21 protein-coding genes are annotated in these 25,712 nt (G+C 73.4%); 13 read left to right on the forward strand and 8 right to left on the reverse strand.

Translation table 11 applies throughout. The annotated features are described in order from the left end of the window. Positions 1-130 precede the first annotated feature (130 nt). From JOD49_RS12785 to JOD49_RS12795, 3 genes are all read right to left on the reverse strand, one after another. Positions 131-1,918: a WXG100 family type VII secretion target gene (locus JOD49_RS12785; protein WP_205307516.1), complete on the reverse strand. Its 1,788-nt coding sequence runs from the start codon at positions 1,916-1,918 to the stop codon at positions 131-133. A 173-nt stretch (positions 1,919-2,091) separates the two neighbouring features. Beyond that, on the reverse strand, positions 2,092-3,939 hold the full coding sequence (locus tag JOD49_RS12790) for a WXG100 family type VII secretion target (protein WP_205307517.1): 1,848 nt from the start codon (positions 3,937-3,939) through the stop codon (positions 2,092-2,094). A gap of 157 nt (positions 3,940-4,096) precedes the next feature. Continuing rightward, the gene (locus JOD49_RS12795) at positions 4,097-5,773 is read right to left on the reverse strand and encodes a glycoside hydrolase family 10-like protein (protein WP_239525209.1); all 1,677 of its coding nucleotides are present in this window, start codon (positions 5,771-5,773) and stop codon (positions 4,097-4,099) included. Positions 5,774-5,990: 217 nt separating this feature from the next. On the opposite strand from JOD49_RS12795, the gene JOD49_RS12800 reads away from it, so the two are divergent. Continuing rightward, the gene (locus JOD49_RS12800; RefSeq protein WP_205307518.1) at positions 5,991-6,389 is read left to right on the forward strand and encodes a PadR family transcriptional regulator; all 399 of its coding nucleotides are present in this window, start codon (positions 5,991-5,993) and stop codon (positions 6,387-6,389) included. Continuing rightward, on the forward strand, positions 6,386-7,432 hold the full coding sequence (locus tag JOD49_RS12805; protein WP_205307519.1) for a hypothetical protein: 1,047 nt from the start codon (positions 6,386-6,388) through the stop codon (positions 7,430-7,432). Before JOD49_RS12800 ends, JOD49_RS12805 begins: the two co-directional genes overlap by 4 nt. 92 nt (positions 7,433-7,524) lie before the next feature. Here the strand turns inward: JOD49_RS12805 and purB are convergent, their stop codons facing one another. Further along, positions 7,525-8,997, reverse strand: a complete 1,473-nt coding sequence (purB, locus tag JOD49_RS12810) for an adenylosuccinate lyase (protein ID WP_205307520.1) — start codon at positions 8,995-8,997, stop codon at positions 7,525-7,527. 169 nt (positions 8,998-9,166) lie between these two features. On the opposite strand from purB, the gene JOD49_RS12815 reads away from it, so the two are divergent. Next, a complete protein-coding gene (locus tag JOD49_RS12815; RefSeq protein ID WP_205307521.1) occupies positions 9,167-9,466 on the forward strand; it encodes a hypothetical protein in 300 nt (99 codons plus the stop codon). Further along, a complete protein-coding gene (locus tag JOD49_RS12820; RefSeq protein WP_205307522.1) occupies positions 9,463-11,034 on the forward strand; it encodes a hypothetical protein in 1,572 nt (523 codons plus the stop codon). Before JOD49_RS12815 ends, JOD49_RS12820 begins: the two co-directional genes overlap by 4 nt. Positions 11,035-11,038: 4 nt before the next feature. Here JOD49_RS12820 and JOD49_RS12825 read toward each other — a convergent pair whose 3' ends face one another. The 3 genes from JOD49_RS12825 to JOD49_RS12835 form a co-directional block, all read right to left on the reverse strand. Beyond that, positions 11,039-11,491 (reverse strand): protein-tyrosine phosphatase family protein, encoded by a 453-nt coding sequence (locus tag JOD49_RS12825; protein ID WP_205307523.1) that lies wholly within the window; start codon positions 11,489-11,491, stop codon positions 11,039-11,041. Positions 11,492-11,658: 167 nt separating this feature from the next. Beyond that, entirely contained in the window at positions 11,659-12,264 is a 606-nt protein-coding gene (locus JOD49_RS12830; RefSeq protein ID WP_205307524.1) for a hypothetical protein, read from the reverse strand. A gap of 67 nt (positions 12,265-12,331) precedes the next feature. Beyond that, positions 12,332-12,721, reverse strand: coding sequence for a phage holin family protein (locus tag JOD49_RS12835; protein ID WP_205307525.1), 390 nt, complete (start codon positions 12,719-12,721; stop codon positions 12,332-12,334). Positions 12,722-12,894: 173 nt separating this feature from the next. On the opposite strand from JOD49_RS12835, the gene hisC reads away from it, so the two are divergent. From hisC to JOD49_RS20565, 6 genes are all read left to right on the forward strand, one after another. Next, positions 12,895-13,977, forward strand: coding sequence for a histidinol-phosphate transaminase (hisC, locus tag JOD49_RS12840; RefSeq protein ID WP_205307526.1), 1,083 nt, complete (start codon positions 12,895-12,897; stop codon positions 13,975-13,977). Positions 13,978-14,027: 50 nt separating this feature from the next. Further along, positions 14,028-14,294, forward strand: a complete 267-nt coding sequence (locus JOD49_RS12845; RefSeq protein ID WP_205307527.1) for a DUF805 domain-containing protein — start codon at positions 14,028-14,030, stop codon at positions 14,292-14,294. Between the two features lie 370 nt (positions 14,295-14,664). Further along, the gene (gene pdhA, locus JOD49_RS12850) at positions 14,665-15,861 is read left to right on the forward strand and encodes a pyruvate dehydrogenase (acetyl-transferring) E1 component subunit alpha (protein WP_205308968.1); all 1,197 of its coding nucleotides are present in this window, start codon (positions 14,665-14,667) and stop codon (positions 15,859-15,861) included. Continuing rightward, a complete protein-coding gene (locus JOD49_RS12855) occupies positions 15,858-16,880 on the forward strand; it encodes an alpha-ketoacid dehydrogenase subunit beta (RefSeq protein ID WP_205307528.1) in 1,023 nt (340 codons plus the stop codon). The genes pdhA and JOD49_RS12855 overlap by 4 nt, the downstream gene beginning before the upstream one ends. 58 nt (positions 16,881-16,938) lie before the next feature. Then, the gene (locus JOD49_RS12860; RefSeq protein WP_205307529.1) at positions 16,939-18,375 is read left to right on the forward strand and encodes a dihydrolipoamide acetyltransferase family protein; all 1,437 of its coding nucleotides are present in this window, start codon (positions 16,939-16,941) and stop codon (positions 18,373-18,375) included. 98 nt (positions 18,376-18,473) lie between these two features. After that, a complete protein-coding gene (locus JOD49_RS20565; protein WP_205307530.1) occupies positions 18,474-19,100 on the forward strand; it encodes a hypothetical protein in 627 nt (208 codons plus the stop codon). A 52-nt stretch (positions 19,101-19,152) separates the two neighbouring features. Here the strand turns inward: JOD49_RS20565 and JOD49_RS12870 are convergent, their stop codons facing one another. Further along, positions 19,153-19,521 (reverse strand): hypothetical protein, encoded by a 369-nt coding sequence (locus JOD49_RS12870; protein ID WP_205307531.1) that lies wholly within the window; start codon positions 19,519-19,521, stop codon positions 19,153-19,155. A 385-nt stretch (positions 19,522-19,906) separates the two neighbouring features. On the opposite strand from JOD49_RS12870, the gene JOD49_RS12875 reads away from it, so the two are divergent. From JOD49_RS12875 to JOD49_RS12885, 3 genes are all read left to right on the forward strand, one after another. Beyond that, positions 19,907-21,352, forward strand: a complete 1,446-nt coding sequence (locus tag JOD49_RS12875) for an MFS transporter (protein ID WP_205307532.1) — start codon at positions 19,907-19,909, stop codon at positions 21,350-21,352. A 113-nt stretch (positions 21,353-21,465) separates the two neighbouring features. After that, positions 21,466-23,742: a molybdopterin oxidoreductase family protein gene (locus tag JOD49_RS12880; protein WP_205308969.1), complete on the forward strand. Its 2,277-nt coding sequence runs from the start codon at positions 21,466-21,468 to the stop codon at positions 23,740-23,742. Continuing rightward, positions 23,739-25,706: an FAD-dependent oxidoreductase gene (locus JOD49_RS12885; RefSeq protein ID WP_307822528.1), complete on the forward strand. Its 1,968-nt coding sequence runs from the start codon at positions 23,739-23,741 to the stop codon at positions 25,704-25,706. The genes JOD49_RS12880 and JOD49_RS12885 overlap by 4 nt, the downstream gene beginning before the upstream one ends. Positions 25,707-25,712: the final 6 nt, after the last annotated feature.

Raw genomic sequence — 25,712 nt, forward strand, 5'->3', positions numbered from 1 at the left:
CGCGGTTGCTTCGACGACCACCAGGCGCCTGGCTGTCCTGCCGCCCGCTCTGCCGACCGCTCTGCCGACCGCTCTGCCGACGGCTCTGCCGCCCGGCTGGGCCCGCCCGGCTGGGCCTGTCCGGCCGTGCCTATCCGGCCGGGGTGATGGTCCCGGGGAACTGCCCGACCTTCTTGTTGGCCAGGTCCCCGTCCGCGGCCTGGTTGATGGTGTAGAGCATCTGGACGAGGTCGTAGTCGCTGCGCGGCCCGCGCGCGAGGTTCGCCGCGTAGTCGAACGTGTCGATCTTCGCGCCGTCGTAGTCCGTCGCGAGCGAGCTGACCAGGTTCGTGCCGGGGTACGACTCGGTGAACGTCATCGCGTTGGTGTGCAGCTTCGCCATCTGCTGCTCGGTCAGGGTCAGGCGCAGGGTGTCGCCCTCCTTGACCGTGACCCCCGCGTCGAGGCCCGAGTACTCGCTCTGGTTGAAGAGCTGGGTCGTCATCTCGTCGGCCTTGACCGTGTACGTGTACGAGCGCCCCGAGGGGTCCTCGGTGCCGTCCGCCCCGAACGACTGCGTGAAGAACGTGTCGCTGCGACCGCCGTAGCTGAGCTTGGTCTGCTGCTCGGCCGAACCGTCCGGGTACGTCGTGACGACGGCCGAGCCCGAGTTCTCGCCCACGTCCCACGACGCGCCGCCGACAGGGGTCTCGACACCGACCGACGTCGTCGACTTGTAGTCGAGCTTCTCGATCTTCGTCAGGCCCGAGACGCCGGTCGAGGGGTCGGCCGGGATCTCGCCCGTGAGGAGGTACGCGTCGTACGCGGCCTTGCCCTCGGGCGTCGAGAGGTCGAGCTCGGCGCTGCGGAGCGAGGCACCGTCGAGCGAGGTCGTGTTGCCCAGCATCGCCTTGACCACGTCGAAGTCGAGGCCCAGGCCGAAGCTGTTGCTCAGCGCGTCCGTGGGGCCCGACGTGATGCGCACCGTGTCGTCGCCGGTCTTCTCGATGATGCTGCTGACACCGGCGGACTCCTTGAGCCCCGACTCCAGGGCGATGTGCCGGAACGACGCCTCGAGCTCGGTGCCCTGGTAGCTGCCGCTGTCCATGGTCACGGTCGAGCCGGTCGGCATGGTCGACGGGTCGAACGGGTTGACGCTGCCCGGGTCCGTGACCTTCGCGTCGTCGGGCACCTTGACGGCGTACTCGGACGTCACGCCGGTCGTGTAGCTGCCGCTGATCCCGTTGCCGCCCTTGTCGAAGCCCCCCTCGACGCCGACCGACACGTCGGACTTGGTGGTCCACGTCGTGAACCCGTCCTCGCTCTTCTGACCCGACGTGAGCTCGGCGCCGCCCGTGAGGCCGAAGGTCACCGTGGAGCCGTTGGCCGTCTTGAACCAGTTCTCGAGCGATCCCGACCCCGAGACCGTGGTCTCGCCCGTGGTCGGGTCGTAGGTGACACCGCCCGAGACCGAGCCCTTGCTGCCCTCGGTCGCCGGGGAGCCGAGGGAGCCGTTGTCCGCGCTGGACTCCTGGGTGTTCTTGACGTTGACGGCCGGGCCGCCGCCAGGGGCGTCGCCGCTGCCGCTGCCACTGCCACTGCCGCTGCTGTTGCCGCTGCCGCCGCCGGCGGACCCGCCCGGCGCCACGGGGGCACCCCCGCCCGTCCCGCCGCCGGCGGTGCTGGTGCGCTCCTGGGCGTCGGCGTTGCTGCGCAGGGTCGCGGCCGCGTCGCGCAGGGCCTGCGCCGTCCGAGCCAGCGACGGTTCGAGCTGCCCGTCCCACTGACCGCGCGCCTGCTGCGCGTCGGGCCCGGACCAGAAGGCGGACTGGTAGGCGTTGCGGACGGACGTGCGCGCGTCGTCGAGAACGCCCGCGCCACCGTCGATGGTCGTCGCGAGCTGGCGGAGGGCTTCGACGTCGGCGCCGTAGGTGGACACGCGGGGACCTCTTCCGGGACGGGCAGGGGCAGGGACGGTGAAAGGCTACGTGAAGCCGGTGCCCGCCGACATGGGGAGGACTCCCCACCGGGCGCGTCGTCCGGGCGGCGACCATGCGGCGACCGGGCGTCCACCGGGCGGCAACCGTGCGTCGACCGGGCGGCGACCCGCCGTCAGCCGACGATCCGGGCCGTCCCGGGCAGCGTCCCGCGGTTCGTCGAGCCGTCCCCGTCTCGCTCGCTGATCCGCCAGAGACCCTCCAGGACGTTCCCGTTGTCACCCACCGACGCGTCCACCATGCTGCCGAGGAACTCTGCGCCGGGCCGACGGAAGCCGATGCCCTGGTCGCTGTCCTCGCGCATCCTCGTGACGGGGTTGCCCGAGTAGTCCAGGACGCGTTCCGAGAGCGCGCTCGAGGGGGCCGTCGCGCCCGGGGGCAGGTCCTTGTGCAGGTAGCCGTAGCCCATCGAGTTGAGCTTCTCGACGTCGGAGCCGTTCAGGGCGATCTCCAGGGTCCGGCCCTCTGCGGCCGGCGGCCCGGACGTGGTGAGCATGCGCGCGAAGTCGACGGAGTCGCCCGTGATAGGGACGCGCAGGACGTACTCGGCGCCGGCACCGTCGACCTGGCCGGTCGGTCCGACCGACTGCGAGAACGCGAGCTGACGGCTCCCGTCCGCGATGTCGATCGTGCCCTCGACGACGGCGCTCCCGTCGGGCTGGACGGTCCTCGTCATGCTCCCGTCGGCGCGGACGAAGTCGCTGCCGAGGTTCTGACCGAAGACGTCGATGATCGTCTGGTCCTTGTGGGTGTCCGTGAACTTCTCGACGACGAGCGCACCGGAGACCCCGACGCCGTCGGTCGGCATGTCACCGGTGGCCAGCGCCGTGGCGTAGGCGGCCTGTCCCTCGGAGGTGCTGAGGTCGAAGACCGCGGTCCGCGCCATCGCGTTCTCGAACGAGGTGCTCTGGCCGATCGCCGCCCTGATTCCTTCGAGCTCGACCCCGACCGATCCGGCCAGCTCCAGGGCCGACGTCGGTCCGGCCGTCAGCCGGACGTGGTCCTCGTCGATCCGCTCGACGAGCTTGCTCACGCCTTCGCTCGTGGAGGTCGAGTCGTCGAAGTTGACCACCTTGAACGAGACGCGCGAGCCCTCGTCGCTGAAGGACTTGTCGTCCATCTGCACGCTCGCCCCCACGGGGATGCTCCGGGGGTCGAGCGGCGAGACGGCCGAGGCGTCGAACCCGGGGGCGCCCGCGACGGCGTCGGGCACCGTGGTCCGGTACGAGAGCTCGAGGCCCTCCCCGCGGCTCAGCTCGACGCCGTACCCGTCGACGTCGACCCCGCCCTTCGCCGTGAGGGATCCCTTGGCCGTGCTCGCGAAGGTCGTGAAGCCCTCGTGGGACCTGACGGTCTCCGAGGTCTCGGCGGCGCCCGCGGCCCCGAACGAGATCCCGACGGGACCGGCGGGCACCGTCACGCCGGCCTCTCCCGTGAGGGACTGCGTGCTGGTCCCGGTCGCGGCGTCGTAGGACGACCGGTACGCCCACATGGCCTCCCGCGACGCCGTGGCGGGGGTCCGGACGGACCCGTCGGGGTCGCGGACCGCGTCGTCGCCGGTGGTGCGACCACCGATGAACGAGGGGAGGTGGGACCGTTCCGGCGCGCCGGGGGCGCTCTCCGCCGGTCCGCCGGCCGTGGTGGTTCCGCGGGTCGTGGAGGATCCCGACGGGGTCGCTCCGACGGCGGTCGGCCCGCCCGAGGCGCTCGTGGTCTCCTGGGCCTCGGCGTTGGAGCGGAGGGTGCGGGCGGCGTCGCGGAGCGAGTCCGCGGTGCGCGCGAGCATCGGGTCGAGCCGGTGCTGCCAGTCGGCGCGGTACTGGTCCGCGCGGGGGCCACGCCAGAAGCCGGCCAGGAGTCTGCCGCGGACGGCGCTGCGGGAGCCGTCGAGCTCCTGTGCCCCCGAGTCGAGGCTGGTCGCGAGTGCTCGGAGCGCGGCGACGTCGGCGCCGTAGTTGGTCACGTTTCCCCCTGGTCGACGGGCTGCGCGCCGGCGGCGCGCAGCGGCCATCATCCTAGGGGTCGGGCCGTGCGGCACGGGTGGTCCGGGCGGGGGAGAAGTCCCCATCCTGCGGTCGCGTGCGGCGTGGCGCGTGGCGCCTCGGCCCGGGCCGTCCGGGTCAGACCGACCAGCGGACCTCGCTCGGCCGCGACTCGTTCCACAGGCGGTCGAGCGCGGTGACGACGTAGGTGTACTTCTTGCCGCGCAGCGCGGTCTCGTCGAGGTAGTCCTGCAGGATCCGCCCCTCGGCGCGCTGCGTCGCGACCAGGTGCGCGGGGTTCTCGACGTCGACCTTCTTGACCCATCCGTCGACGCGGTAGATCGCGAACGAGGTCGCGGGGAAGCGGCGTCCGCCGGCGTCGGTCCAGTGGACGCGGACGCCGTCGTCGCGCCACCCGGCCCAGGCGAGGACCGGGGTGCGCAGCGGCTGCGCGGGCAGCCTGGGGGAGGCGGGCACGAGTGCCGGGTGCCGGTAGTGGTCCTCGAGCACACGGCTCATGGACCCCTGCGGGTCGGCGGGGACGTGCTTGGCCGAGAAGTAGACGTTGCCGAGCACGGGCCCGACCTCGGCGTCGACCTGCTGGCTGAAGGTCAGGTGGTTCGACATCTCGGCCGGGTCGGTGAAGACGCCCGAGGTGACCTTGTAGAGCGCCTCGCCGATGAAGAGCTGGGTGCCGGACTGGGCCGCGACCTCGGCCCACCACGGCACGAGCTTCGCGTAGTCCGCGACTGCGAGCCCGATCTGCCAGTAGATCTGCGGGTTGATGTAGTCGAGCCACCCCTCGGTGACCCACTTGCGCGTGTCGGCGAACTGCATGTCGTACGACTGCGAGCCGTTGGTCGCCGAGCCGCGCGGGTCGGTCGAGGCGTTGCGCCAGATCCCGAACGGGCTGATCCCGAACTTGACCCACGGCTTGACCTGCTTGATGCGTTGCGAGATGGACTGCACGAACGTGTCGACGTTGTGGCGGCGCCACTCCTCGACCGTCGCGAAGCCCGCGCCGTGGCTCGCGTAGGTGTGCGCGTCGGGGATGGTCTGGCCCGCGACCGCGTAGGGGTAGAAGTAGTCGTCGAAGTGCACGCCGTCGAGGTCGTAGTTCTCGACCGAGTGCAGGATCGCGCGCTGGATGTGCTCCTGCGCCTCGGGCAGACCGGGGTCGAAGTAGAGCTTGCCCCCGTACGCCCACACCCAGTCGGGGTGCTGGCGGGCGGGGTGCTCGGGGACGAGCTGGGCGGGGTCGGCCTGCATCGAGACGCGGTACGGGTTGTACCAGGCGTGGATCTCGATGTTGCGCCTGTGCGACTCCTCGACGACGAACGCGAGCGGGTCGTAGCCGGGGTCCTTGCCCTGGGTGCCCGTGAGGTACTGCGACCACGGCTCGTAGGGGCTGGGCCAGAACGCGTCGGCCGTGGGCCTGACCTGCACGAACACGGCGTTGAGCCGGTACTGCTCGGCGACGTCGAGCCAGTGCAGGTACTCGGCCTTCTGCTGCTCGGCGCTCAGCCCGGCGGCCGAGGGCCAGTCGATGTTGACGACGCTCGAGATCCACATGGCGCGCAGCTCGCGCTTGCGGGGCACGGGGCCCGACGGCGCCGCTCCCGTCGCCGGGTCGGGTGCGGTCGCAGCCGCGGCGGGGGAGAAGGAACCGATCGTCACGCTCAGCGTGCTGGCCGCGATGCCGGCGGTCGCGAGCGTGAGGAAGCCACGGCGGCCGAGGCCCGTGGTCTCGGGCGAGGGGGTGGTGGGAGCGGGGGCGACCGCCGTGGGGTCGCTCGGGTGGTGCGTCATGTCCATGCCTCCGTTGGTACGGGTCCGATGCATGGAAGAGAATTTCACAGTTCTCCTCATTTGTGAAGGAATCTGCCCTGCGGGCCGGCCAGGCCGACCCGCCTGCGGACGAGAACGGGGTCGAGGTCGCCATTTGTCGGATGGCGACCTCAACCCCGTTCTCGAAGGCGAGTCGTCGGAGTGTCGGCACCCATGGATTCGTGACGAGAGTATGTTCTTCGGCATGGCATCCAAACCGCTCCAGGAACCGGCGTTCCTCATCCTGTCGGCGCTCGCGGCCGGCCCGCTGCACGGCTACGGCATCGCCAAGGACGTCGAGGCCAGCTCGGGCGGCCGCATCACGCTGCGCGTCGGGACGCTCTACGGCGCGATCGACCGGCTCGCCGCCGCGGGGCTCGTCGAGGTCGACCACGAGGAGGTCGTCGACTCGCGCCTGCGCCGGTACTACCGACTCACCGCCGAGGGCGGAGAGCGGCTCGAGGCCGAGGCGCACCGGGCCGAGGCCCAGGCACGCCGCGCCCTGGAACGGCTTGGCTCCCGCGGCGAGTCCCGCAGGAGCTCGCCTGGACGCGCGACGGGGGCTGCGCCGTCGGGCCTGGGTGCCGGGCCGGTGCCCGCGTGAGCGCCGCCGGTCCGCAGCAGGTGGGATCCGCCGACGAGGCTCTGCCCGTCGTGCCCGTCGTGCCCGTGCTCGTCCGCGACTACCGCCGGCTGGTACGCCTCTTCCCGTACTCGTACCGGCGTGAGCACGAGGCCGAGATGCTCGGCCACCTCCTCGACGGCGCGCTCCCCGGGCAGTCCCGTCCGTCCGGGGCCGAGCGCCGCGACCTGGTGCTGGCCGCTGTGCGCGAGTGGGCGGTCGTCCCGCTCGGCCCGACCCCGGGGCGGCGACGATCGGCCGCGACGGTCCTGGTGCTCGTCCTGCCGCTCCTGCTGATGGTCCCGGCCGCCAAGACCCTCGTGTCGACCGCCGTCGCGTTCGAGTACCAGGGTCCGTGGCTCGCGGTGTCCAGCAACCCCTTCGCGCCGGGGTGGGTCCTGTGGGGGACCGGGCTGGTCCTGGTGCTGTGCGGTCTCGTCCGTGCCGGCCGGGCCCTCGTGGTCGCGGGAGCCGCGGTCTCGACGGTCGCGCTGGCCGTCATGATCGGCCAGGACGTGCTGCTCGCCGCCTACGTCGAGGCCGCGTGGGTCCTGGGCCTGGCGGCGTTCGCGCTCGCCCTGGTCGAACGGACCCGGACGGGCGAACGGCCCTACGGGTGGCGTTGGGGCATCGCTCCGACCGGTGTCGCCCTGCTGCTCGCCGCGCTGACCTGGGGCGAGTACGCGGGGGCCGGGCCGTCGTGGCGATACATATCGCCGATCTGGCAGCTCACGACGGGCACGATCGTGGTGCCGGTGGTCGTGGGGCTGGTCGTGCTCGTGGTGATCCCGGCGACGCGCGACGCGGCGCCGTTGCTCGGTGGGATCTTCGCGGCGTTCATGATCGGACGCGTGGGGATCTTCGGGTCGCGCACCTACCCCTTCTACGGGTACGAGCGCGTGGACGTCGTCGTCCTGCTGCTGGTCTCCGCCGCGACGTTCCTGGTGCTGCGCTGGGCGGTCGACCGGTTCGGTGAGCCGGTCGAGGCGTCCGGGGCGCGGTCGACGGGCCCCACCCCGGCCTGAGCCGGTGCCGAGCCGGTGCCGAGAAGTGAGTAGATGCCCCTGATCCGGCGGGATCAGGGGCATCTACTCACTTCTCGGCGAACGAGCCCGGGTCAGGCCAGGTAGTCGCCCACCAGCTGCTCCGCGATGCCCGTGTACGTGCCCGGGGTGAGGTCCGTGAGGCGGCGCGTGACGTCGTCGGGCAGGCCGAGGCCCTGGACGAACTCCCGCATCTCCTCGCCCGTGAGCCGGTGCCCGCGCGTGAGGTCCTTGAGGCGCTCGTAGGGGTTCTCCATGCCGGGGACGCCCGCGACCGACGCCGCGCGCATGGCCGACTGGATGGGCTCGCCGAGCACCTCCCAGTTGGCGTCGAGGTCCGCCGCGAGCAGGTCCGCGTTGACCGCGAGGGCGCGCAGGCCGCGCGAGACGTTGTCCACCGCGAGCAGCGAGTGGCCGAACGCCGGGCCGATGTTGCGCTGCGTTGTCGAGTCCGTGAGGTCGCGCTGCAGGCGCGAGGTCACGAGCGTCGAGGCGAGCGTGTCGAGCAGCGCGCAGGAGATCTCGAGGTTCGCCTCGGCGTTCTCGAAGCGGATCGGGTTGACCTTGTGCGGCATGGTCGAGGACCCCGTCGCGCCCGGCACCGGGATCTGCTTGAAGAAGCCGAGCGAGATGTACGTCCACACGTCGGTGCTGAGGTTGTGGAGGATGCGGTTGAAGCGGGCCAGGTCGCTGTAGAGCTCGGCCTGCCAGTCGTGCGACTCGATCTGCGTCGTCAGCGGGTTCCACGTGAGGCCGAGGCTCTCGACGAAGGACTTCGAGACGGCCGGCCAGTCGACGCCCGGGACCGCGACCGTGTGCGCGCCGTACGTGCCCGTCGCGCCGTTGAGCTTGCCGAGGTACTCGGCGCCCTCGATGCGGCGCAGCTGGCGGCGCAGGCGGTGCGCGAGCACGGCAAGCTCCTTGCCGAGCGTCGACGGCGTCGCGGGCTGGCCGTGCGTGCGGCTCAGCAGCGGGACGGCTGCGTGCTCGCGGGCCATGTCCGTGAGCTGGTCCGTGAGGGCCGTCGCGGCGGGCAGCCACACGTCGCGCACCGCGCCCTGCACCATGAGCGCGTACGACAGGTTGTTGATGTCCTCGCTCGTGCACGCGAAGTGCACCAGCTCGCCCGCCGACGGCAGGACCGTGCCCTCGCCCAGCACGCCCGGGGCGGCCTCGAGGCGACGCTTGATGTAGTACTCGATCGCCTTGACGTCGTGCACCGTGACGCGCTCGATCTCGCCCAGCTCGGCGATGCCCGCAGCGTCGAAATCGGTGACGATCGCGCGCAGGTACGCCTTCTCGGCGTCGCTCAGCGTGGGCGCGCCCGGGACCACGGGGCCCTCGGTGAGGGCGATGAGCCACTCGACCTCGACGTGGAGGCGCTCGCGGTTGAGCGCGGCCTCGCTCAGGTGGTCGACCAGGGGCGCGACGGCGCCGCGGTAGCGCCCGTCGAGCGGACCCAGGGCGATGGGCGGGGTGATGTCGGCGAGCGTGGCGCGCTGGGTGGTGGTCACAGGCGCGGCGGAGTCGGCGGAGTCCGTAGGCATGGCGCCATTCTCCCACGCGGGCCCGACGGCGGAGCGGGCGTCTCGCGGTCGTCGCCCCCTGGGCGGGCGTCGCTGCCGAGCCGTGCACAGGCCCGGCGTGCGAGCTCCTGCCCACAGAAGTGAGCGCCGGACCAGCGGGCCCCGGGGGGGAGTCCCTACGGTCGTGCGCATGTCGACCTCCTTCTCCCTCCCCGGCGCCACGTCCGGCTGGTCCCCTGCTCTCGCCGCGGTCGATCCGCGACCCGAGCTGCGCCGTGCGTCCGACCTTGCCGCCGAGGCCGTCGCGATCGTCCGCCGGACAGCGGACGTCGCGTGGGAGGGGCAGGCGTCGGACGGCTATCGAGACCTCGTCGTCGAGGCGGTCCACGAGCTGCTCCGGGCGGACCGAGCCGTCGACCAGGCGATGGGTGCCGCGGCGCGCTACGCCCTGACGGTCGACGCCGCGAACGCCGAGGCGAGCCTGCGATGAGCCGGGCGCCCGACCCGACCGCGGGGATCGTCGTCTCGGGCGGGGTCACGCGCGTCGAGACGGCCGACCTCCTCGCGGCCGCCGCCGTGGTGGCGGAGGCCGTGCTCCGCGTCGAGGCCGCGCTCGCCGAGGGGCGGCGCGCGCACGGTCTGGTCAGCGGGCTCGTGGAGGCGCCGTCGTCGTCGGTGCGCTGGGCGGGCGGCGTGCCCGCGTGCCACCCCACGCTCGGTTCGGGGATCCCGTCGTCGTGGGCGCCCGTGCCGCCCGAGGTCGTCGCGGCACGCGCCGCGCTGCTCGAGGAGATCGCCGCCTACGACGACGCCCTGGTCTCGGCCGTGGCCCTGCTCCACGGGCTGATCGACCGGCTCGCGAAGGCCGCGGGCGTCTACGAGGAAGGCGAGTCGGGGGTCGAGACCGTCCTCTCGTGGCTCGCGCAGACTCCTGCCTCCGGTGTGGCCGTCCTGGCAGGGGCCGGGATCGTGGACGTCGTGCGGGGCATCGTGGCCGGACAGGGCTTCCAGCCTGCGCGTCTCGTGACGGGCTCCGGGGCGTATCACGACGAGTTCGTCCGGGGGGCGGGCGTCGCGCTCGGGATGCTGAGCCCGCTGACCGTGCTCAGCGGGCGCTCGGCCGTCGAGGACGCGGCCGGGATGCTCCGCGCACTCTCGCAGCCCTACCGCGGCCTGTTCGACGCGCAGGTCTCCACGACCGAGCTGACCGGCTCCGCCCTGCCCGCTGGGTTCACCAAGCCCGTGGCGCGCACCGCCGAGGACCTGTTGACCGGGATCGACGTCGTCTACGGCACGGGCGACGACCTGCCGGACTCGATCGTGTCGGTCGAGAAGTACGTGGGCGACGGCGGCACCGCGACCTGGGTGGTGACCGTCCCCGGCACCCAGCTCGGGAACCCGACGACGCCGTTCAGCATGACGTCGAACTTCGACCTGGTGCAGGGCGCGCGTGCTGACAGCGCCGTGCACGTCCTCGAGGCGATGAGGCAGGCCGGGATCCCGGCGGACGAGGAGGTCGTGCTCGTCGGCCACTCACAGGGCGGCATGGTCGCGATGGCCGTCGCGACGGCCGTGACGGGTGCGGCGGGGGCCGCCGGACCATCAGGGGGCGCGCCTCGCTACGACGTCCGCCAGGTCCTGACGGCCGGTGCGCCCGTGGGGCTGACGCGGCTGCCCGCCGGGGTACGGGGCACGCACGTCGAGATCGAGCAGGAGGGCGTCTCCCAGCTCGACGGCGCGGACAACCGCGCCGGTCCGGACCAGGTCACGGTCCGCGCCGACCTCGACGCGCCAGGTGCGCCGGGGTCGGACGGCAAGGTCCCGCACGGCGTGCCGTTCCACGTCGCCGTCCTCGAACGAGCCCGGGAGGTGGGGCATCCCGGGCTGGCGGACAACCTCGACGCGCTCGAACGGGCGGTGTCGGGCGAGCGCGTCGAGGCCCGGTACTTCCGCGGCGCTCTCGACCTGGACGTCGCGGCGGCCGCGCGCGCCGCGACGCCCGTCGGGGCGGTCGAGCGGGTGGTCGACGGGATGCGGAGGGCGGTGGGCGCGGGGTGAGGAGCTACGTCGGTCCGGCGAGCGGGGGCGTCAGGTCGATGCGCGCGACGAGACGCCGCTGCCCCGGGGTCTCGACGGCTCGCGGGCGGTAGTGGGCGCGCACCCAGCCGACGGCCTCGTCGGCCGGGACCCCGGCCAGCCTCGCGAGGAGTGCGATCGACGTGCCGGTGCGCCCCGTCCCGCCGTCGCACGCGATCTCGACGCGCTCCGACGCCGCGCGCTCGAAGGCCTCGTGGAGCGCCGCGACCGCCTCGGACGTCGAGCGCGGCAGGCCGAAGTCGGGCCACGCGACCCACCGCGACTCCCACGCCTCACGGTGCGGGGCGCCGGTCAGGTAGACGCCGAGCTCGGGCAGGTCGTCGTCCGGTGGAGGCCCGGCAGCGAGCCCACGCCCGCGGAACCGGCGCCCGTCGGGCAGCGTCACCAGGCCGGTCGTCGAGCTGCTCCAGGTGCCCATGGTGCTCTCCTCGTGCGGATGGATCGGTCGTGAGGTGTGCCCCGGGACCCCGGACCCAGGGACCCCGGGACCCAGGGACCCCGGGACGCACCCAACGCCACGGCGCCCAGGAGGCGGGTGCCCAGGAGTCACGGGGCGCCCAGAGACACGGGGTGAGGTGCGAAGGGTCAGCCCTGGCCGGGCGCGCCCCGCGTCCCTCCGTCAGGGAGCGCCGGGCACTCCGCAGACTCCGTGAGAGCCGCGATCTCGGCGCGCACCGCGACGCCGTCGAGCGTCCGCATGACGGTGTAGACGATGCCCTCGTGCGAGTCCGGCGCGGGGACGTAGCCGACGTGGGCCGAGTCGACGAGCGGCTCGTCAGGGACGGGGGCCAGCGCGGTCGAGAGGAGGTCCGCCGTCGGGTTCTGCTGCAGCCAGTTTGCCGTCTCGTTGACGGTGGCGCCGGGGATCGACCAGAACGCTTCGAGCTCCTCGACCGGCCCGCAGGGCCAGCCCGTGTAGGAGGAGAAGGCCGCGTCGCCCGGTTCGGCAGGGATCGCTCCGGGCGGGAGGGAGGCCGCGTCCAGCCAGCCCTGGGCGCGCTCGCGTGCTGCCGCGTCGACGGGGCCGGACGTGCCGCCCGAGTCGTCCGTGCCGGGCGTGCCGGTCGTCGGTTCGCCGCTCGACCGGGGACCGGCCGAGCCGGGGGCTGTCACCCCGTCGCCGGCGGTCGCACAGCCGGTCAGGGAGAGCGCGACGAGTACGGCGCCGATCACCAGTGGGGCGGTTCGCATGCACGCACCCTAGCGGCGCCGCGGGGACGTGCAGAAGCCCCCGGCCCCCGATTCCGGCCCTCGCGCGTCAGACGCGTGACTTGGGCGCGACGACCGCGGAGATGAGGAAGTTCAGCACGCCGATGATGAGCGCGGCGAGCAGCGCCCACCAGAACCCGCCCTCGATGCGGATGCCCCAGTCGGTCTGCTCGGTGATCCACGCCGTGAGCATCAGCATGAGGGCGTTCACGACGAGCGTGAACAGGCCCAGCGTGAGGATGTACAGCGGGATCGAGATGATCGCCACGATCGGCTTGATGATCGCGTTGACCAGCGAGTAGATCAGGGCCACGGCCAGGACGATCACGATCTGGCCACCGACGGTGTCGGAGCCGACGATCGAGAAGTGGTCGTCGATGAACAGGCTCGTGAGCCAGATCGCGATGCCGGTGACGATGACGCGGATGACGAAGCTCATGCGTGCCATCCTGCCATCCCCGTCCGTCAGGGCGCCGGGCCACGCCGGGAACGGGTGGATGGTGCGCGGGCAGCCCGCGAGATGTCCGCCCACGGCGCTCCGGCCGGCGGGGCGACGGCCCGCGAGGTGAGCGACGCCGTCGGGCGGCGGGGGACGGTGGCATCCTGGAGGGCGTGACCGACCTCGCCCCCCAGGCCCCCTCCGTCCCGCTGCGCCCCGCCGTCGCCGCCCTGCCGGCCTACGTGCCGGGCGCGCGTCTCGCACCCGGGTCGAGCGCGTTCAAGCTGTCGTCCAACGAGAACCCGTACCCGCCGCCCGCGGCGGTCGTCGCGGCGATCGTCGACGCGGCCGCGGACACCAACCGGTACCCGGACATGTACGCGACGGATCTGACCGAGGCCCTCGCGACCGACCTGGGCGTGGACGCGGCGCAGGTCGTCGTGGGCAACGGCTCGGTGGCCGTGCTCGCGCACATCCTGTCGGCCGTCGTGGACGCGGGGGACGAGGTCGTCTACCCGTGGCGCTCGTTCGAGGCGTACCCGATCGCGGTCGCGGTCGCGGGCGGCACCTCGGTGCGTGTCCCGGTGACCCGGGACGGTCGCCTCGACCTGCCCGCGATGGCCGCCGCGATCAGCGACCGCACCCGTGTCGTCCTGGTCTGCACGCCCAACAACCCGACGGGCCCCGTGGTGCACGCGGGCGAGCTCGACGCGTTCCTCGCGGCGGTCCCGACCGACGTCCTGGTGGTCCTCGACGAGGCCTACCTGGAGTTCGTGCGCGACCCGCAGGCGCCCGACGGTCTCGCGGTCCTCGCGGCGCACCGCAACGTGGTGCTGCTGCGCACGCTGTCCAAGGCGTACGGCCTGGCCGGGCTGCGGGTCGGCTACGCGGTCGCCGAGCCCGCGCTCGCGGCGGGCATCCGTGCGGTCTCGACGCCGTTCGGCGTCTCGCACGTGGCCCAGCGCGCGGCGCTCGCGGCCCTGTCGGTCAAGGACGAGCTGCTCGAGCGCGTCGAGCACCTGGTCTCGCGGCGCGAGCGGCTGGTCGAGGGGCTGCGCGACCAGGGCTGGGAGCTGCCGGAGACGCAGGCGAACTTCGTGTGGTTCCCGCTCGGCGGCCCGACGGCGGAGCTCGCCGCGGGCGCGTCGGCGGCGGGTCTGCTCGTGCGTCCGTTCGCGGGCGAGGGCATCCGGGTGAGCGTGGGCGAGGAGGAGGCGACCGAGTCGTTCCTGCGGGTCGCGGCCGGCTGGCGGTAGGGCCGCCGGTACCTGTTGCCGGAGGGGGCCACCGGGAGAAGACTCCCGGTATGGACACTCCTTCGTACGACCAGCTCCAGGACGACTACGGCTGGCTCTTCGGCACGGCGGCGCTGATCGTCTGGGCGGCCGTCGCGATCATCTTCCTGATCGCCTACATCCAGATCATCCGCAAGGCCGGGTACTCGGGGTGGTGGGTCCTGGTGGGGATCGTGCCGTTGCTCAACGTCGTGATGTTCCTGGTGTTCGCGTTCTCGACGTGGCCCGTGACCCGGGAGCGGGACGCCCTGCGTGTGCGTGGGGGGTATACCGGCTAGAGCTCGCCGGGGGACCCCCGGGTCTCGCGGTGCGGAGGGGCGCGGGGGGCCTGAGTCGGTGCGCACGTTCTGACGGGTTGCGCCAACCGTTCTGCCCCTGACGCCCTGGTTCGTGGCGGGACGTGGACGCCCTGTTGGAGGGAACCTCCAAAGACGGGCGGGAAAGGTTTGTCCTCCAATGGCGCAGGAGGCTGCGTGCTCGTAGCCTACGCTTGCGTAAGCTACGGTGTCGTAGGTTCGGTCGGGAACGGCCGAGGACCGCCCCCGAGCGACCCGGGCTCACGCCTCGGGCCGCACCGAAGGAGAACGCGTGAACCAGCAGCACACGGCCCCCGCGGCCGACCTCGCAGCCGAGCCTGCCGGCGGTCCCCTGGCGGCCTCGACGGACTCCGGCACGACGGACACCGGGGCGACGCTCCCCGTCGACGCGGACCTCCTCCAGCTCCTGACCCCGGCCGGGGTGCGGGTCGAGACCCCGGAGAACGCGGCCTACCGCGAGCGCGTGGCCCACCTCGACGCGGACGCCCTGCGCGGCCTGTACCGCGACATGGTGCTGACCCGCCGCTTCGACGACGAGTCCACGTCGCTGCAGCGGCAGGGCGAGCTGGGACTCTTCCCCCAGGCGCTCGGCCAGGAGGCGGCGCAGATCGGCTCGGGCCGCGCGCTGGCCCCGCAGGACTACGTCTTCCCGTCCTACCGTGAGCACGGCGTCGCCTGGACGCGCGGTGTCGACGTCGCCGACATCCTGCGCCAGTTCCGCGGCATCGACCACGGCGGCTGGGACCCGGACGCGCACAACTTCCACCTCTACACGCTCGTGATCGGCTCGCACACCCTGCACGCGACGGGCTACGCGATGGGCGTCCAGCGCGACGGGCTCGTCGGCACGGGGGACCCGGCCAAGGACACCGCGGTCGTGACGTACTTCGGCGACGGTGCCACGTCCCAGGGCGACGTGAGCGAGGCCCTCGTCTTCGCCGCGGTCAACGAGTCCCCGGTCGTGTTCTTCTGCCAGAACAACCAGTGGGCCATCTCCGAGCCCACGACCAAGCAGTCGCGCATCCCCATCCACCAGCGAGCGCACGGCTTCGGCATCCCGAGCCTGCGGGTCGACGGCAACGACGTCCTCGCGTGCTACGCCGCGACGGCCGAGGCGCTCGAGCGCGCGCACGCGGGGGGCGGCCCCACGTTCATCGAGGCGTACACGTACCGCATGGGCGCCCACACCACCTCGGACGACCCCACGCGCTACCGCACCTCCGAGCAGGAGGAGCTGTGGCGCCGTCGGGACCCGATCGACCGCCTGCGCCTCCTGCTGGAGGCCGAGGGGGCGTGGGACGAGCAGTGGGCCGCGGACCTCGAGGCCGAGGGCGACGCGCTCGGCGAGCGTCTGCGGACGTTCGTCCGTGGGCTGGGCCGTCCGTCGACCGAGTCGATGTTCGAGCACGTCTACGCGACCGAGCACGCGGTCGTCACGGCCGAGCGCCGGTGGTTCGAGGAGTACGAGGCGTCCTTCACGGACGAGGGAGCCTCGAGGACGCACGACCAGCACGGAGGAGCACGATGAGCGCGCCGACCACCACCGCACCGGCCACGGCGACCGGCACGGCCCGCCTCACGCTGGGCAAGGCCATCAACGAGGGCATGCGCGCCTCGCTCGCGGGCGACCCGAAGGTTCTGCTCATGGGTGAGGACATCGGCAAGCTGGGCGGCGTCTTCCGCGTGACCGACGGGCTCCAGGCGAGCTTCGGCGAGGACCGCGTGGTGGACACGCCGCTCGCCGAGTCCGGCATCGTGGGGACCGCGATCGGCCTGGCGCTGCGCGGCTACCGGCCCGTGTGCGAGATCCAGTTCGACGGGTTCATCTTCCCGGCCTACGACCAGATCACGACGCAGCTCGCCAAGATGCACTACCGCTCGCGCGGTCGCCTGAACCTGCCCGTGGTCATCCGCGTGCCGTTCGGCGGCGGGATCGGCGCGGTCGAGCACCACAGCGAGAGCCCCGAGGCCCTGTTCGCGCACACCCCCGGGCTGCGCGTCGTCTCGCCGTCGACGCCGCAGGACGCGTACACCATGATCCGCGAGGCCATCGCGTCCCCGGACCCCGTGCTGTTCTTCGAGCCCAAGGGCCGCTACTGGGACAAGGGCGACGTCGTGCTCGACGCTCCCGTCGGCGACTCGACCCTCAACTCCGCGGTCGTGGTGCGCGAGGGCACGGACCTCACGCTCGTGGCGTACGGCCCCACGGTGCCGACCGCGCTCAAGGTCGCCGCCGCGGCAGCGGCCGAGGGCCGGTCGATCGAGGTCGTGGACCTGCGCACCATCTCCCCGCTCGACACCGCGACCGTCGTCGCGTCGGTGCGCAAGACCGGGCGCTGCGTCGTCGTGCACGAGGCCGCGACGTTCCTCGGCTCGGGCGCCGAGATCGCGGCCCGCGTGACCGAGGAGTGCTTCTACGAGCTCGAGTCGCCCGTGCTGCGCGTGGGCGGGTTCCACACGCCGTACCCCGTCGCGAAGCTCGAGCACGAGTACCTGCCGAGCCTCGACCGGGTGCTCGACGCCGTCGACCGCGCCCTGGCGTTCTGACGGCCCCGCGCCGCACCCGATCTTCCGACCCGTAGACCAGTTCACACGAGGAGCAGCAGTGCCCACCTTCGAGCAGTTCAAGCTCCCCGACGCCGGCGAGGGACTCACCGAGGCGGAGATCGTGCAGTGGCACGTCTCCGTGGGTGACGAGGTCACGGTCAACCAGACGATCGTCGAGATCGAGACGGCCAAGTCGCTCGTCGAGCTCCCCTCGCCGTACACGGGCGTGGTGACCGAGCTCCTCGCGGCCGAGGGGGACACGGTCGAGGTGGGTGTGCCGATCATCGTGGTCGACACCGACCCGACGGGCGAGCCGTCGGCCCCTGCCGCCCCCGCGGCGGAAGCCCCCGCTGCCGAGGGCAGCGGCGCGGTCCTGGTCGGCTACGGCGTCGCCGAGCAGGCGAGCGCGCGTCGCCCGCGCCGCGGCACGTCTGCTCCCGGCCCGACGGCGGAGCGTCCCGCTCCCGTCGCCGCGCCCCCCGCTCGGGTGACCCCGGCCGCCGCCGCACCCGCGCAGCCGGCGCGACCGGCGCCGTCGGGACCCATCCGTGCCCTGGTCTCCGCCGCGACCGCCGGACGGACCGTCCTCGCCAAGCCCCCCGTGCGCAAGCTCGCGCGCGACCTGGGGGTCGAGCTCGCGTCCGTGCCCGCGACCGGGCCCGGCGGGATCATCACGCGCGAGGACGTGCTCGCCTACAACGCGCGCTCCGAGCCGCGCACGCTCGCGACCTACGCGGGCGACGACTCGCCCTGGCTCAACGACGCGGGCACCGGCTCGTCCGTGACCCCCGACGGACGCCAGACCCGCGTGCCCGTGAAGTCCGTGCGCAAGCGCACGGCCGAGGCCATGGTGCAGAGCGCGTTCACGGCCCCGCACGTGACCGAGTTCCACACGGTCGACGTCACCAAGACCATGAAGCTCGTCGCGAGGCTCCGCGAGGACCGCGAGTTCAAGGACGTGCGCGTCACACCCCTGCTCATCACGGCCCGCGCGCTGCTGCTCGCGGTGCGCCGCCACCCCGACATCAACGCGAGCTGGGACGAGGCCGCGCAGGAGATCGTCTACAAGCACTACGTGAACCTGGGGATCGCGGCCGCGACGCCCCGCGGGCTCGTCGTGCCGAACATCAAGGACGCGCACCGCCTCGACCTCAAGGGTCTCGCCCAAGGGCTCTCCGACCTCACGGCCACGGCCCGCGCGGGCCGCACGTCGCCCGCCGACATGTCGGACGGGACCATCACGATCACCAACGTGGGCGTGTTCGGGATCGACACGGGCACCCCGATCCTCAACCCGGGAGAGGCCGCGATCCTCGCGTTCGGCGCGATCCGCGAGCAGCCCTGGGTCCACAAGGGCAAGATCAAGAAGCGCTGGGTCACGCAGCTCGCGCTGAGCTTCGACCACCGCCTGGTCGACGGCGCGCTGGGCGCCTACGTGCTCAGCGACGTCGCGAAGATCCTCGAGGACCCGGCCCAGGCGCTCGTCTGGGGCTGACGGCCCCGCCGGGCGCTGCGGAGAGACCGCCGACGCCTCAGCGGATGCACGATGATCGGTGTGCGATCGGGCAGTCCCCTCGCCGCTAGGGTGTGCGCATGCGAAGTCGCTCAGGCCTGGTGATCGGTGCGTTGTTCGTGACCCTCTCGGTGACCGGCTGTGCCGCCCCCGCCTCCGCCCCCGCCCCCGTCTCCGTCCCCGCCGCCGGTGACGACGGCGACGGCGGGCCGGCGACCCCGGGCCCCGTCGCCGTCACGTCGAGCGGTGAGGCGACCTCCGCACCGGGGGCCAACGGTGCAGCAGCACGCGAGCGGGCCCAGGCCTGGCTGGACGCGGCGGTCGTGCCGCCCGGAGCGATCCGATCCGACTCCAGCGTCGCCACCTTCACCTCCTTCACCGGCTGGTCCTGCGGGCCGGTCGAAGAGCTCGAGGCGTTCTGGAAGATCCCTGGTGCGACCGTCAGCGAGACGGCCAACTGGCTGAGGGAGAACCCGACCGCGGACCTCGTCACGACAGCCTGGGCGCCCGTGCCCGACGATCCGCCGGTCGACTCCGCGATGGTCGGCAACGCGCCTGCGTCGAGCTCGCACGAAGGAGTCGTCTACACCGTCATGAGGACAGGCGACGGCGTGGCGGTGCGGGCCGAGATCGCGGCGCTCGTCGCCCCCGGCCCCTGTGCCCCGCCCCCTGGCGGAGGGACGTGGGGAGCACCCGGCCAGGGGTAGGACCTCACGGCGGCCGGGAGCGGCCGGGCGTGGCAGGTGGTGCGGGGAGACGTCAGTGACGCGCGGCGCTCCAGCGGTCCTGCGTGTCCGACGGCAGGCCGTCGTCGTAGGACCAGCCCGCGGGCCGGCGCGTCGGGTCGAACCAGACGTGGCCGCCGCGGGTCCAGCGGCGGCGGTAGGCGATGATGCGCTCGGGGGTCGTGTCGTCGATACCGCTCTCGGACCCGCAGCAGTCGCAGATCGTGTGGGTGGGACCGTCGAGCGTCCAGCCCGGCTCGTCGAGGTACCAGGCGCACACCCGGCACAGGGCCGCGCTGTGGTCGACGTCCTTCGGTGCGGACGCACTCGTCAGACGGACGAGCGCGGCGAGCGCGCGCAGCGGGTTGACCGCTCCGGATGCAGCGGTGCTCTGTCGCGGCATGCGTGGATCCTTTTCTCGAATCTCAACCCCTGGACGTGGGTCCAGCGGTTCGCCCCGTCGTGCAGCGGTCGGAGCGCGCCCAGCCCGGCCGCCGTCGAAGGGACTGGCGCGAGTCTAAACCGGGTCGGTCGGGCTCGGGCAGGATGAAACGCCGGACGGCCCGGATATCACCTGACGGTTCGGTCACTGCGCTCCGCACGGGCGATGCAGGGGCGGCTCTCACAGCGGGGCCGGCCGCGGTGTGCGCAAACCCTTACGGACGGGAAACGGACCTCACGCCCGGTAGAAACACGTTCTTCCTACGGTCGCTGGTACCGGTCGGGCGTCGCTCGACGTGCCGGTTCACCCGGTCCCAGGTCCCACCCCGGTCCCACCAGGAGGCGACATGTCCGTCCCCGCAGGTCCCACCCCGCAGGTCACGACCACCACGCTCGCGCCGTCGTCGGGGTCACCGCAGGCCCCGGCGGCCTCGTCCGGAGGGGCACCCGCCGCGGTCCGGTCCCGTCGCCGTGGCCGCTGGATCGAGCACTGGGACCCCGAGGACCCCACGTTCTGGCGCGACGGTGGCCGCCAGGTCGCCACCCGCAACCTGTGGATCTCGGTGTTCGCCGAGTTCCTCGGGTTCGCGGTGTGGGCCCTGTGGTCGATCGTCGTGCCGCAGCTCGGCGCGGCGGGCTTCGCCTACACCGTGGACCAGCAGTTCTGGCTCATCGCCGTCCCGAGCCTCGTGGGCGCGACCCTGCGCATCCCGTACACGTTCGCGGTGCCGCTGTTCGGCGGACGCAACTGGACGATCGTGTCCGCGCTCCTGCTCCTGGTGCCCACCGTCTCGCTCGCGGTCGTGGTGCAGGACCCGGAGAAGCCCTTCGGCGTGATGCTGCTCGTCGCGGCGCTCGCCGGGGTCGGCGGCGGCAACTTCGCGTCCTCCATGGCCAACATCTCGTTCTTCTACCCCGAGAAGGAGAAGGGCAAGGCGCTCGGGCTCAATGCCGCGGGCGGCAACCTCGGGACCGCAGCGGTCCAGCTCGCGGTGCCGCTCGTGATCGTGACGCGGGCGGGCATCGCCCTGGAGCGAGCGGGGCTCATGATGATCCCGTTCGTGCTGCTCGCGGCGTTCCTCGCGTGGCGCTTCATGGACAACCTGTCGCACGCCACGGCCGACGTGCGGTCGTTCGCCGCGGCTGCCCGCAACCGGCACACGTGGATCATCTCGTTCCTCTACATCGGGACGTTCGGGTCGTTCATCGGCTACTCGGGCGCCTTCCCGACGCTGCTCAAGAACCAGTTCCCCGAGGTCACGCTCTCGATCGCGTTCCTCGGGGCGCTCGTGGGGTCGGTGTCCCGACCGCTCGGCGGGATCGTCGCCGACAGGGTCGGCGGGGCGCGTGTGACGATCGCGGCGTTCGTCGTCATGGCCGTCGGCGCGTTCGGCGCGATCCAGGCGCTCGGGTCGCACTCGTTCGGGCCGTTCTTCGGCTCGTTCCTGCTGCTGTTCGTCGCGACGGGCATCGGCAACGGTGCGACCTACCGCATGATCCCCGCGGTCTTCGCGGCGTCGGGGGAGGCAACGGCGAAGGGCCTGCCCGACGACGAGCGCGCCGCCCACCGCCTCCGGGTCCGCAAGGCGGCTGCAGGGTGCATCGGGATCGCGGGGGCCGTGGGGGCGTTCGGCGGGTTCCTCATCCCCCGCGGCTTCGCGGTCTCGAACGATCTCGCGGGGTCGCTCGTCCCGGCGCTGTGGATCTTCATCGGCGTGTACGCCGTCATGGCCGTCGTGACGTGGGCCGTCTACCAGCGCCGAGGTGCGTCGCTGGCCTCGGCGGGGGTCTGAGCGTGGCCGCCGCCGCCCGGCCGGCCCACGCCCAGGGCGTGCCCGACCGCGCCGGGCGAGCGGCGCCGTCGGGCAGGGACACGCACTGCCCCTACTGCGCGCTGCAGTGCGGCATGACGCTCACGCCCGCGCAGGACCGTGGGCCCGACGGCGGAGCCTCACCTCGCGTGGTCGTCGCACCGCGCGAGTTCCCCACCAACAAGGGCGGGCTGTGCCAGAAGGGCTGGACCAGCGCGAGCCTGCTCACGGCGAGCGACCGGCTCACGGTCCCGCTCGTGCGCGACCGCACGGTCGACGCGTCGGGCGTCGTGACGCGCGGCGAGCTGCGGCCCGCGACGTGGGACGAGGCGCTCGGCCGGGTCGCCGACGCGATCACGGCGATCCAGGCCGAATCGGGGCGCGACGCGGTCGCGATCTTCGGCGGCGGGGGGCTCACCAACGAGAAGGCGTACGCGCTGGGCAAGCTCGCCCGGACCGTGCTGCGCACCGCGAACATCGACTACAACGGGCGCTTCTGCATGGCGAGCGCTGCTGCCGGGGCGAACCGGGCGTTCGGCGCGGACCGCGGTCTGCCGTTCCCGCTCGCCGACCTCGCCGGGGCCGGCGCCGTGCTGCTGCTCGGCTCGAACCTTGCCGAGACCATGCCGCCCTCGGTCCAGCACCTCGCGGGCGTGCGTGAGCGCGGCGGTCTCGTGGTCGTGGACCCTCGGCGCACGGCGACCGCCGCGCTCACGGGACCGCGCGAGGGTCCGCCGCAGGGCATCCAACTGCAGCCCGTGCCGGGCACCGACCTCGTGGTGCTGCTCGCGCTCCTGCACGTCGTGTGGGCCGAGGGCCTCGCCGACGACGAGTACCTCGCAGCGCGCGTGTCCGGGGTCGAGGACGTGCGGCGAGCGGTCGCGGCCTGGTGGCCCGAGCGGGCCGAGACCGTGTGCGGCGTCCCGGCCGACGACCTCCGCCGGGTCGCTCGGCTGCTCGCCGCGGCCTCACCCGTGCGCGGCGGGCGCGGGGCGTTCGTCCTCACGGGCCGGGGCGTCGAGCAGTCGACCCAGGGGACCGCGACCGTCACCGCGGCGATCAACCTCGCGCTCGCGCTGGGCCTGCCCGGCCGGACCGGGTCCGGGTACGGCGCGATCACCGGGCAGGGCAACGGGCAGGGCGGGCGTGAGCACGGGCAGAAGGCCGACCAGCTCCCCGGCTACCGCAAGATCGACGACCCGGCCGCGCGCGCCCACGTCGCTGCGGTGTGGGGTGTGGACCCGGACTCGCTGCCCGGCCCGGGCAGGCCCGCGGTCGAGCTGCTGCGCTCGCTCGGGACGCCGGGCGGGCCGCGGGCACTGCTCGTGCACGGGTCGAACGTGCTGGTCAGCGCCCCGGACGCGACGCGCGTCGCGGAGCGGCTCGACGCGCTCGACCTGCTCGTGGTGTGCGACCTGGTGCCGTCCGAGACCGCGCTGCGCGCCGACGTCGTGCTGCCCGTGACGCAGTGGGCCGAGGAGGAGGGGACCATGACGTCGCTCGAGGGGCGCGTGATCCGCCGACGGCAGGCCGTGACGCCGCCGGGAGACGTGCGGTCCGAGCTGTGGGTCTTCGCCGAGCTCGCGCGCAGACTGGGCTCGGCCGTGCCCTTCCCGCTCGACCCGGCCGAGGTGTTCGACGAGCTGGCCCGGGCCTCGGCGGGCGGCGTCGCGGACTACTCGGGGCTCAGTCACGCGCGGCTCGACACCGACGAGGCCGCGGGCGGTCCGGGGCTCTACTGGCCCGTGCCGGCGGTGCCCGCTGGCTTGTCAGAACCAGCGAGTGCCATGGCCCACGCTGGTTCTGACAACCCGGGCGGGGGAGAGGCGCACCCCGGCACCCCGCGACTGTTCCTCGAGCGCTTCCACACCTCTGACGGGCGCGCGCGCATGGTCGCGGTCGACCACGTCGGCCCCAGCGACGACCTGCGGCCCGACGCCCCGGTCTACCTCGTGACGGGTCGCGTCCTGCAGCACTACCAGTCGGGCGCGCAGACGCGCCGCGTCGCCGACCTCGACCGGATCGTGCCCGGTCCGTTCGTCGAGATGCACCCGATCCTCGGGTTCCGTCTGGGAATCCGCGACGGCGACCCGGTGCGGCTCACGTCGGCTCGGGGCGACGTCCGGGCGCCCGCGCGGTGGAGCGACGACATCCGCACCGACACGGTGTTCATGCCCTTCCACTGGAGCGGCGCGGGCAGCGTCAACCGCATCACGACCGACGCGACCGACCCGATCTCCGGGATGCCCGAGTTCAAGGTCTGCGCGGTCGCGGTCGAGCCGGACCTGGACGGCGGCGCGGGCGCGGGCGCGGATGGCGATGGCGCGGGCGCCGGCCGGGCGCTCGAGCGCTCCGAGGAGGTGGTCGCGTGACCGACACCGCCGAGATGTCAGAACCAGCGTGGGCCATGGGTCACGCTGGTTCTGACACCTTGTTCCGGGTCGTCGTCGTGGGCGACGGGATGGTCGGGTCGCGGTTCGTGGCTGACCTGCTCGCGAGCGTCGGACCGGGCCGGGAGCACCGCGCCCGGGCCCTGCGCGTCACCGTGCTCGGCGACGAGGGGTACGAGCCGTACAACCGTGTCCTGCTGAGCGAGGTCGTCGCGGGCCGGGCCGACATCGGTGCGCTGACCCTGCCCTCGGCCGACGACGAGCGCGTCGAGGTCCACCGCGGTGCGCCCGCGATCGCGATCGACCGCGCCTCGCGCACCGTGCTCACGAGCGACGGGGCCTTCCCGTACGACGCCGTGGTGCTCGCGACCGGCTCGGCCGCGCGCATCCCGGACGTCCCGGGCCTGCGCGCGGGGCCCGGTGGGTCGCTGCCGGCCGGGGTGCACGCCCTGCGCACGTTCGACGACGCGCGCGAGATCGTCGCCGCGACCGCCAACGCGCGCTCCGCCGTCGTGATCGGTGCGGGGGTCCTGGGGCTCGAGGTCGCGTGCGGCCTGGCCCGGCGCGGGCTCGCGGTGACCGTGGTGCACGGTGGCGCGAGCCCCATGGACCGGCAGCTCGGCCCGGACGCGGGCCTCGCCGCCCTGCGCACGCTCGCCGAGCTCGGGATCACGGTGCGCACCGGGACGCGCACGCGCGAGGTCGTGGTGCGCGGCGTCGGCGGCGGGGGTGCGGTGGTTGCGGGCCTCGTCCTCGTGCCCGACGGCGGACGCTCACCTCGTGCGACCGGCGCACCCGGGGCGGGCGGCACGGGAGGGCCACCTGCCGCGGACCCGTCCGGACCGGCCGACGAGATCCCGGCCGACCTGCTCGTGCTCGCGTGCGGGACGGTGCCCGAGGCGACCCTCGCCCGGACCGCGGGCCTGACGGTGGACCGGGGAGTCGTCGTCGGGCAGGGACTGGCGAGCCCCGACGACCCGGACGTCCACGCGATCGGTGACTGCGCGCAGCCGCCCGAGGGAGGGACGGGGCTGATCGCGCAGGGGTGGGAGCAGTCGCGGCGGCTCGCGGCGCGGCTCGCCCTGCGGATATCCGCGAGGGGACCGGGGGGCGCGTCGGGGCGTTCTGGGCCCGACCCCGAGGGGGCCAGGACGCGCCCCCGCGTCCGGTTCGTCGACGAGGACCGGCCCAGCATGGCGCTGCGGATCGCGCTCGGCGTCGAACGGAGCGCGTGGGGTCCACCGAGCCGTGGCCCCCGCGAGATACGGCCAGCTGGGGTCCACGGCGCCGCAGGACCCCCGCTGGCCGCATCTCGGGACCACCCGCGTGTCGGTGCGGCGAGGTCGTCGTCCGGAGTCGTACCGACCGAGGCGCCGCCCGCGCCGAACCCCGCACCCACGGACGTCGTGCGTCTCAAGGCCGCGGGCCTGGACGTCGTCGCGATGGGGGTCTGCGGGTCGCGGCGTCCCCACGACCCCACCCACCGCACGCTCCGCCTGACCGACCCCGACGCGGGACGCCACGTCGAGGTCGTGGTCGCGGGAGGGTTCCTCGTCGGGGCGACCGTCGTCGGAGCCGCGCAGGTGGGCGCCGACCTCGCCGCGACCTACACGCGCCGCGTCCCCGTGCCCGCGGACCCGGCCCACCTCCTGCTGCGACCCGTCGCGCAGGCCGCGGCTCCGGCGTCGGACCCCACGCACATGCCCGACCGGACCACGGTCTGCAGCTGCAACGGCGTGACCAAGGGCGACATCGTCGCGAGCTGGCGAGAAGGTGCCCGCAGCACCACGGACATCGCACGCGCGACGCGTGCGACGACCGGGTGCGGCGGGTGCAAGGACGTCGTGTGCGGGATCGCCGACTGGTTGCGGCGAGCAGACCCGGAGCAGGAGGGCCCCGCGCCCGCGCATCCCACGGCCCCCGAACCCGCCGGCGTGCCCCGCTGACAGGGC

The sequence above is a fragment of the Oerskovia jenensis genome (genome assembly GCF_016907235.1).
Taxonomy (GTDB): Bacteria; Actinomycetota; Actinomycetes; order Actinomycetales; family Cellulomonadaceae; genus Oerskovia; species Oerskovia jenensis.

Bases quoted from the DNA above. Each gene is read 5' to 3' on its own strand.
- JOD49_RS12825 (WP_205307523.1), bottom strand. From the start codon at position 11,491: ATGGGCACCTGGAGCAGCTCGACGACCGGCCTGGTGACGCTGCCCGAC.
- purB (WP_205307520.1), bottom strand. From the start codon at position 8,997: ATGCCTACGGACTCCGCCGACTCCGCCGCGCCTGTGACCACCACCCAG.
- JOD49_RS12875 (WP_205307532.1), top strand. From the start codon at position 19,907: ATGTCCGTCCCCGCAGGTCCCACCCCGCAGGTCACGACCACCACGCTC.
- JOD49_RS12855 (WP_205307528.1), top strand. From the start codon at position 15,858: ATGAGCGCGCCGACCACCACCGCACCGGCCACGGCGACCGGCACGGCC.
- JOD49_RS12795 (WP_239525209.1), bottom strand. From the start codon at position 5,773: ATGGACATGACGCACCACCCGAGCGACCCCACGGCGGTCGCCCCCGCT.
- JOD49_RS12870 (WP_205307531.1), bottom strand. From the start codon at position 19,521: ATGCCGCGACAGAGCACCGCTGCATCCGGAGCGGTCAACCCGCTGCGC.
- JOD49_RS12815 (WP_205307521.1), top strand. From the start codon at position 9,167: ATGTCGACCTCCTTCTCCCTCCCCGGCGCCACGTCCGGCTGGTCCCCT.
- JOD49_RS12845 (WP_205307527.1), top strand. From the start codon at position 14,028: ATGGACACTCCTTCGTACGACCAGCTCCAGGACGACTACGGCTGGCTC.
- JOD49_RS20565 (WP_205307530.1), top strand. From the start codon at position 18,474: ATGCGAAGTCGCTCAGGCCTGGTGATCGGTGCGTTGTTCGTGACCCTC.
- JOD49_RS12800 (WP_205307518.1), top strand. From the start codon at position 5,991: ATGGCATCCAAACCGCTCCAGGAACCGGCGTTCCTCATCCTGTCGGCG.
- JOD49_RS12880 (WP_205308969.1), top strand. From the start codon at position 21,466: ATGACGCTCACGCCCGCGCAGGACCGTGGGCCCGACGGCGGAGCCTCA.
- JOD49_RS12820 (WP_205307522.1), top strand. From the start codon at position 9,463: ATGAGCCGGGCGCCCGACCCGACCGCGGGGATCGTCGTCTCGGGCGGG.
- JOD49_RS12830 (WP_205307524.1), bottom strand. From the start codon at position 12,264: ATGCGAACCGCCCCACTGGTGATCGGCGCCGTACTCGTCGCGCTCTCC.
- JOD49_RS12835 (WP_205307525.1), bottom strand. From the start codon at position 12,721: ATGAGCTTCGTCATCCGCGTCATCGTCACCGGCATCGCGATCTGGCTC.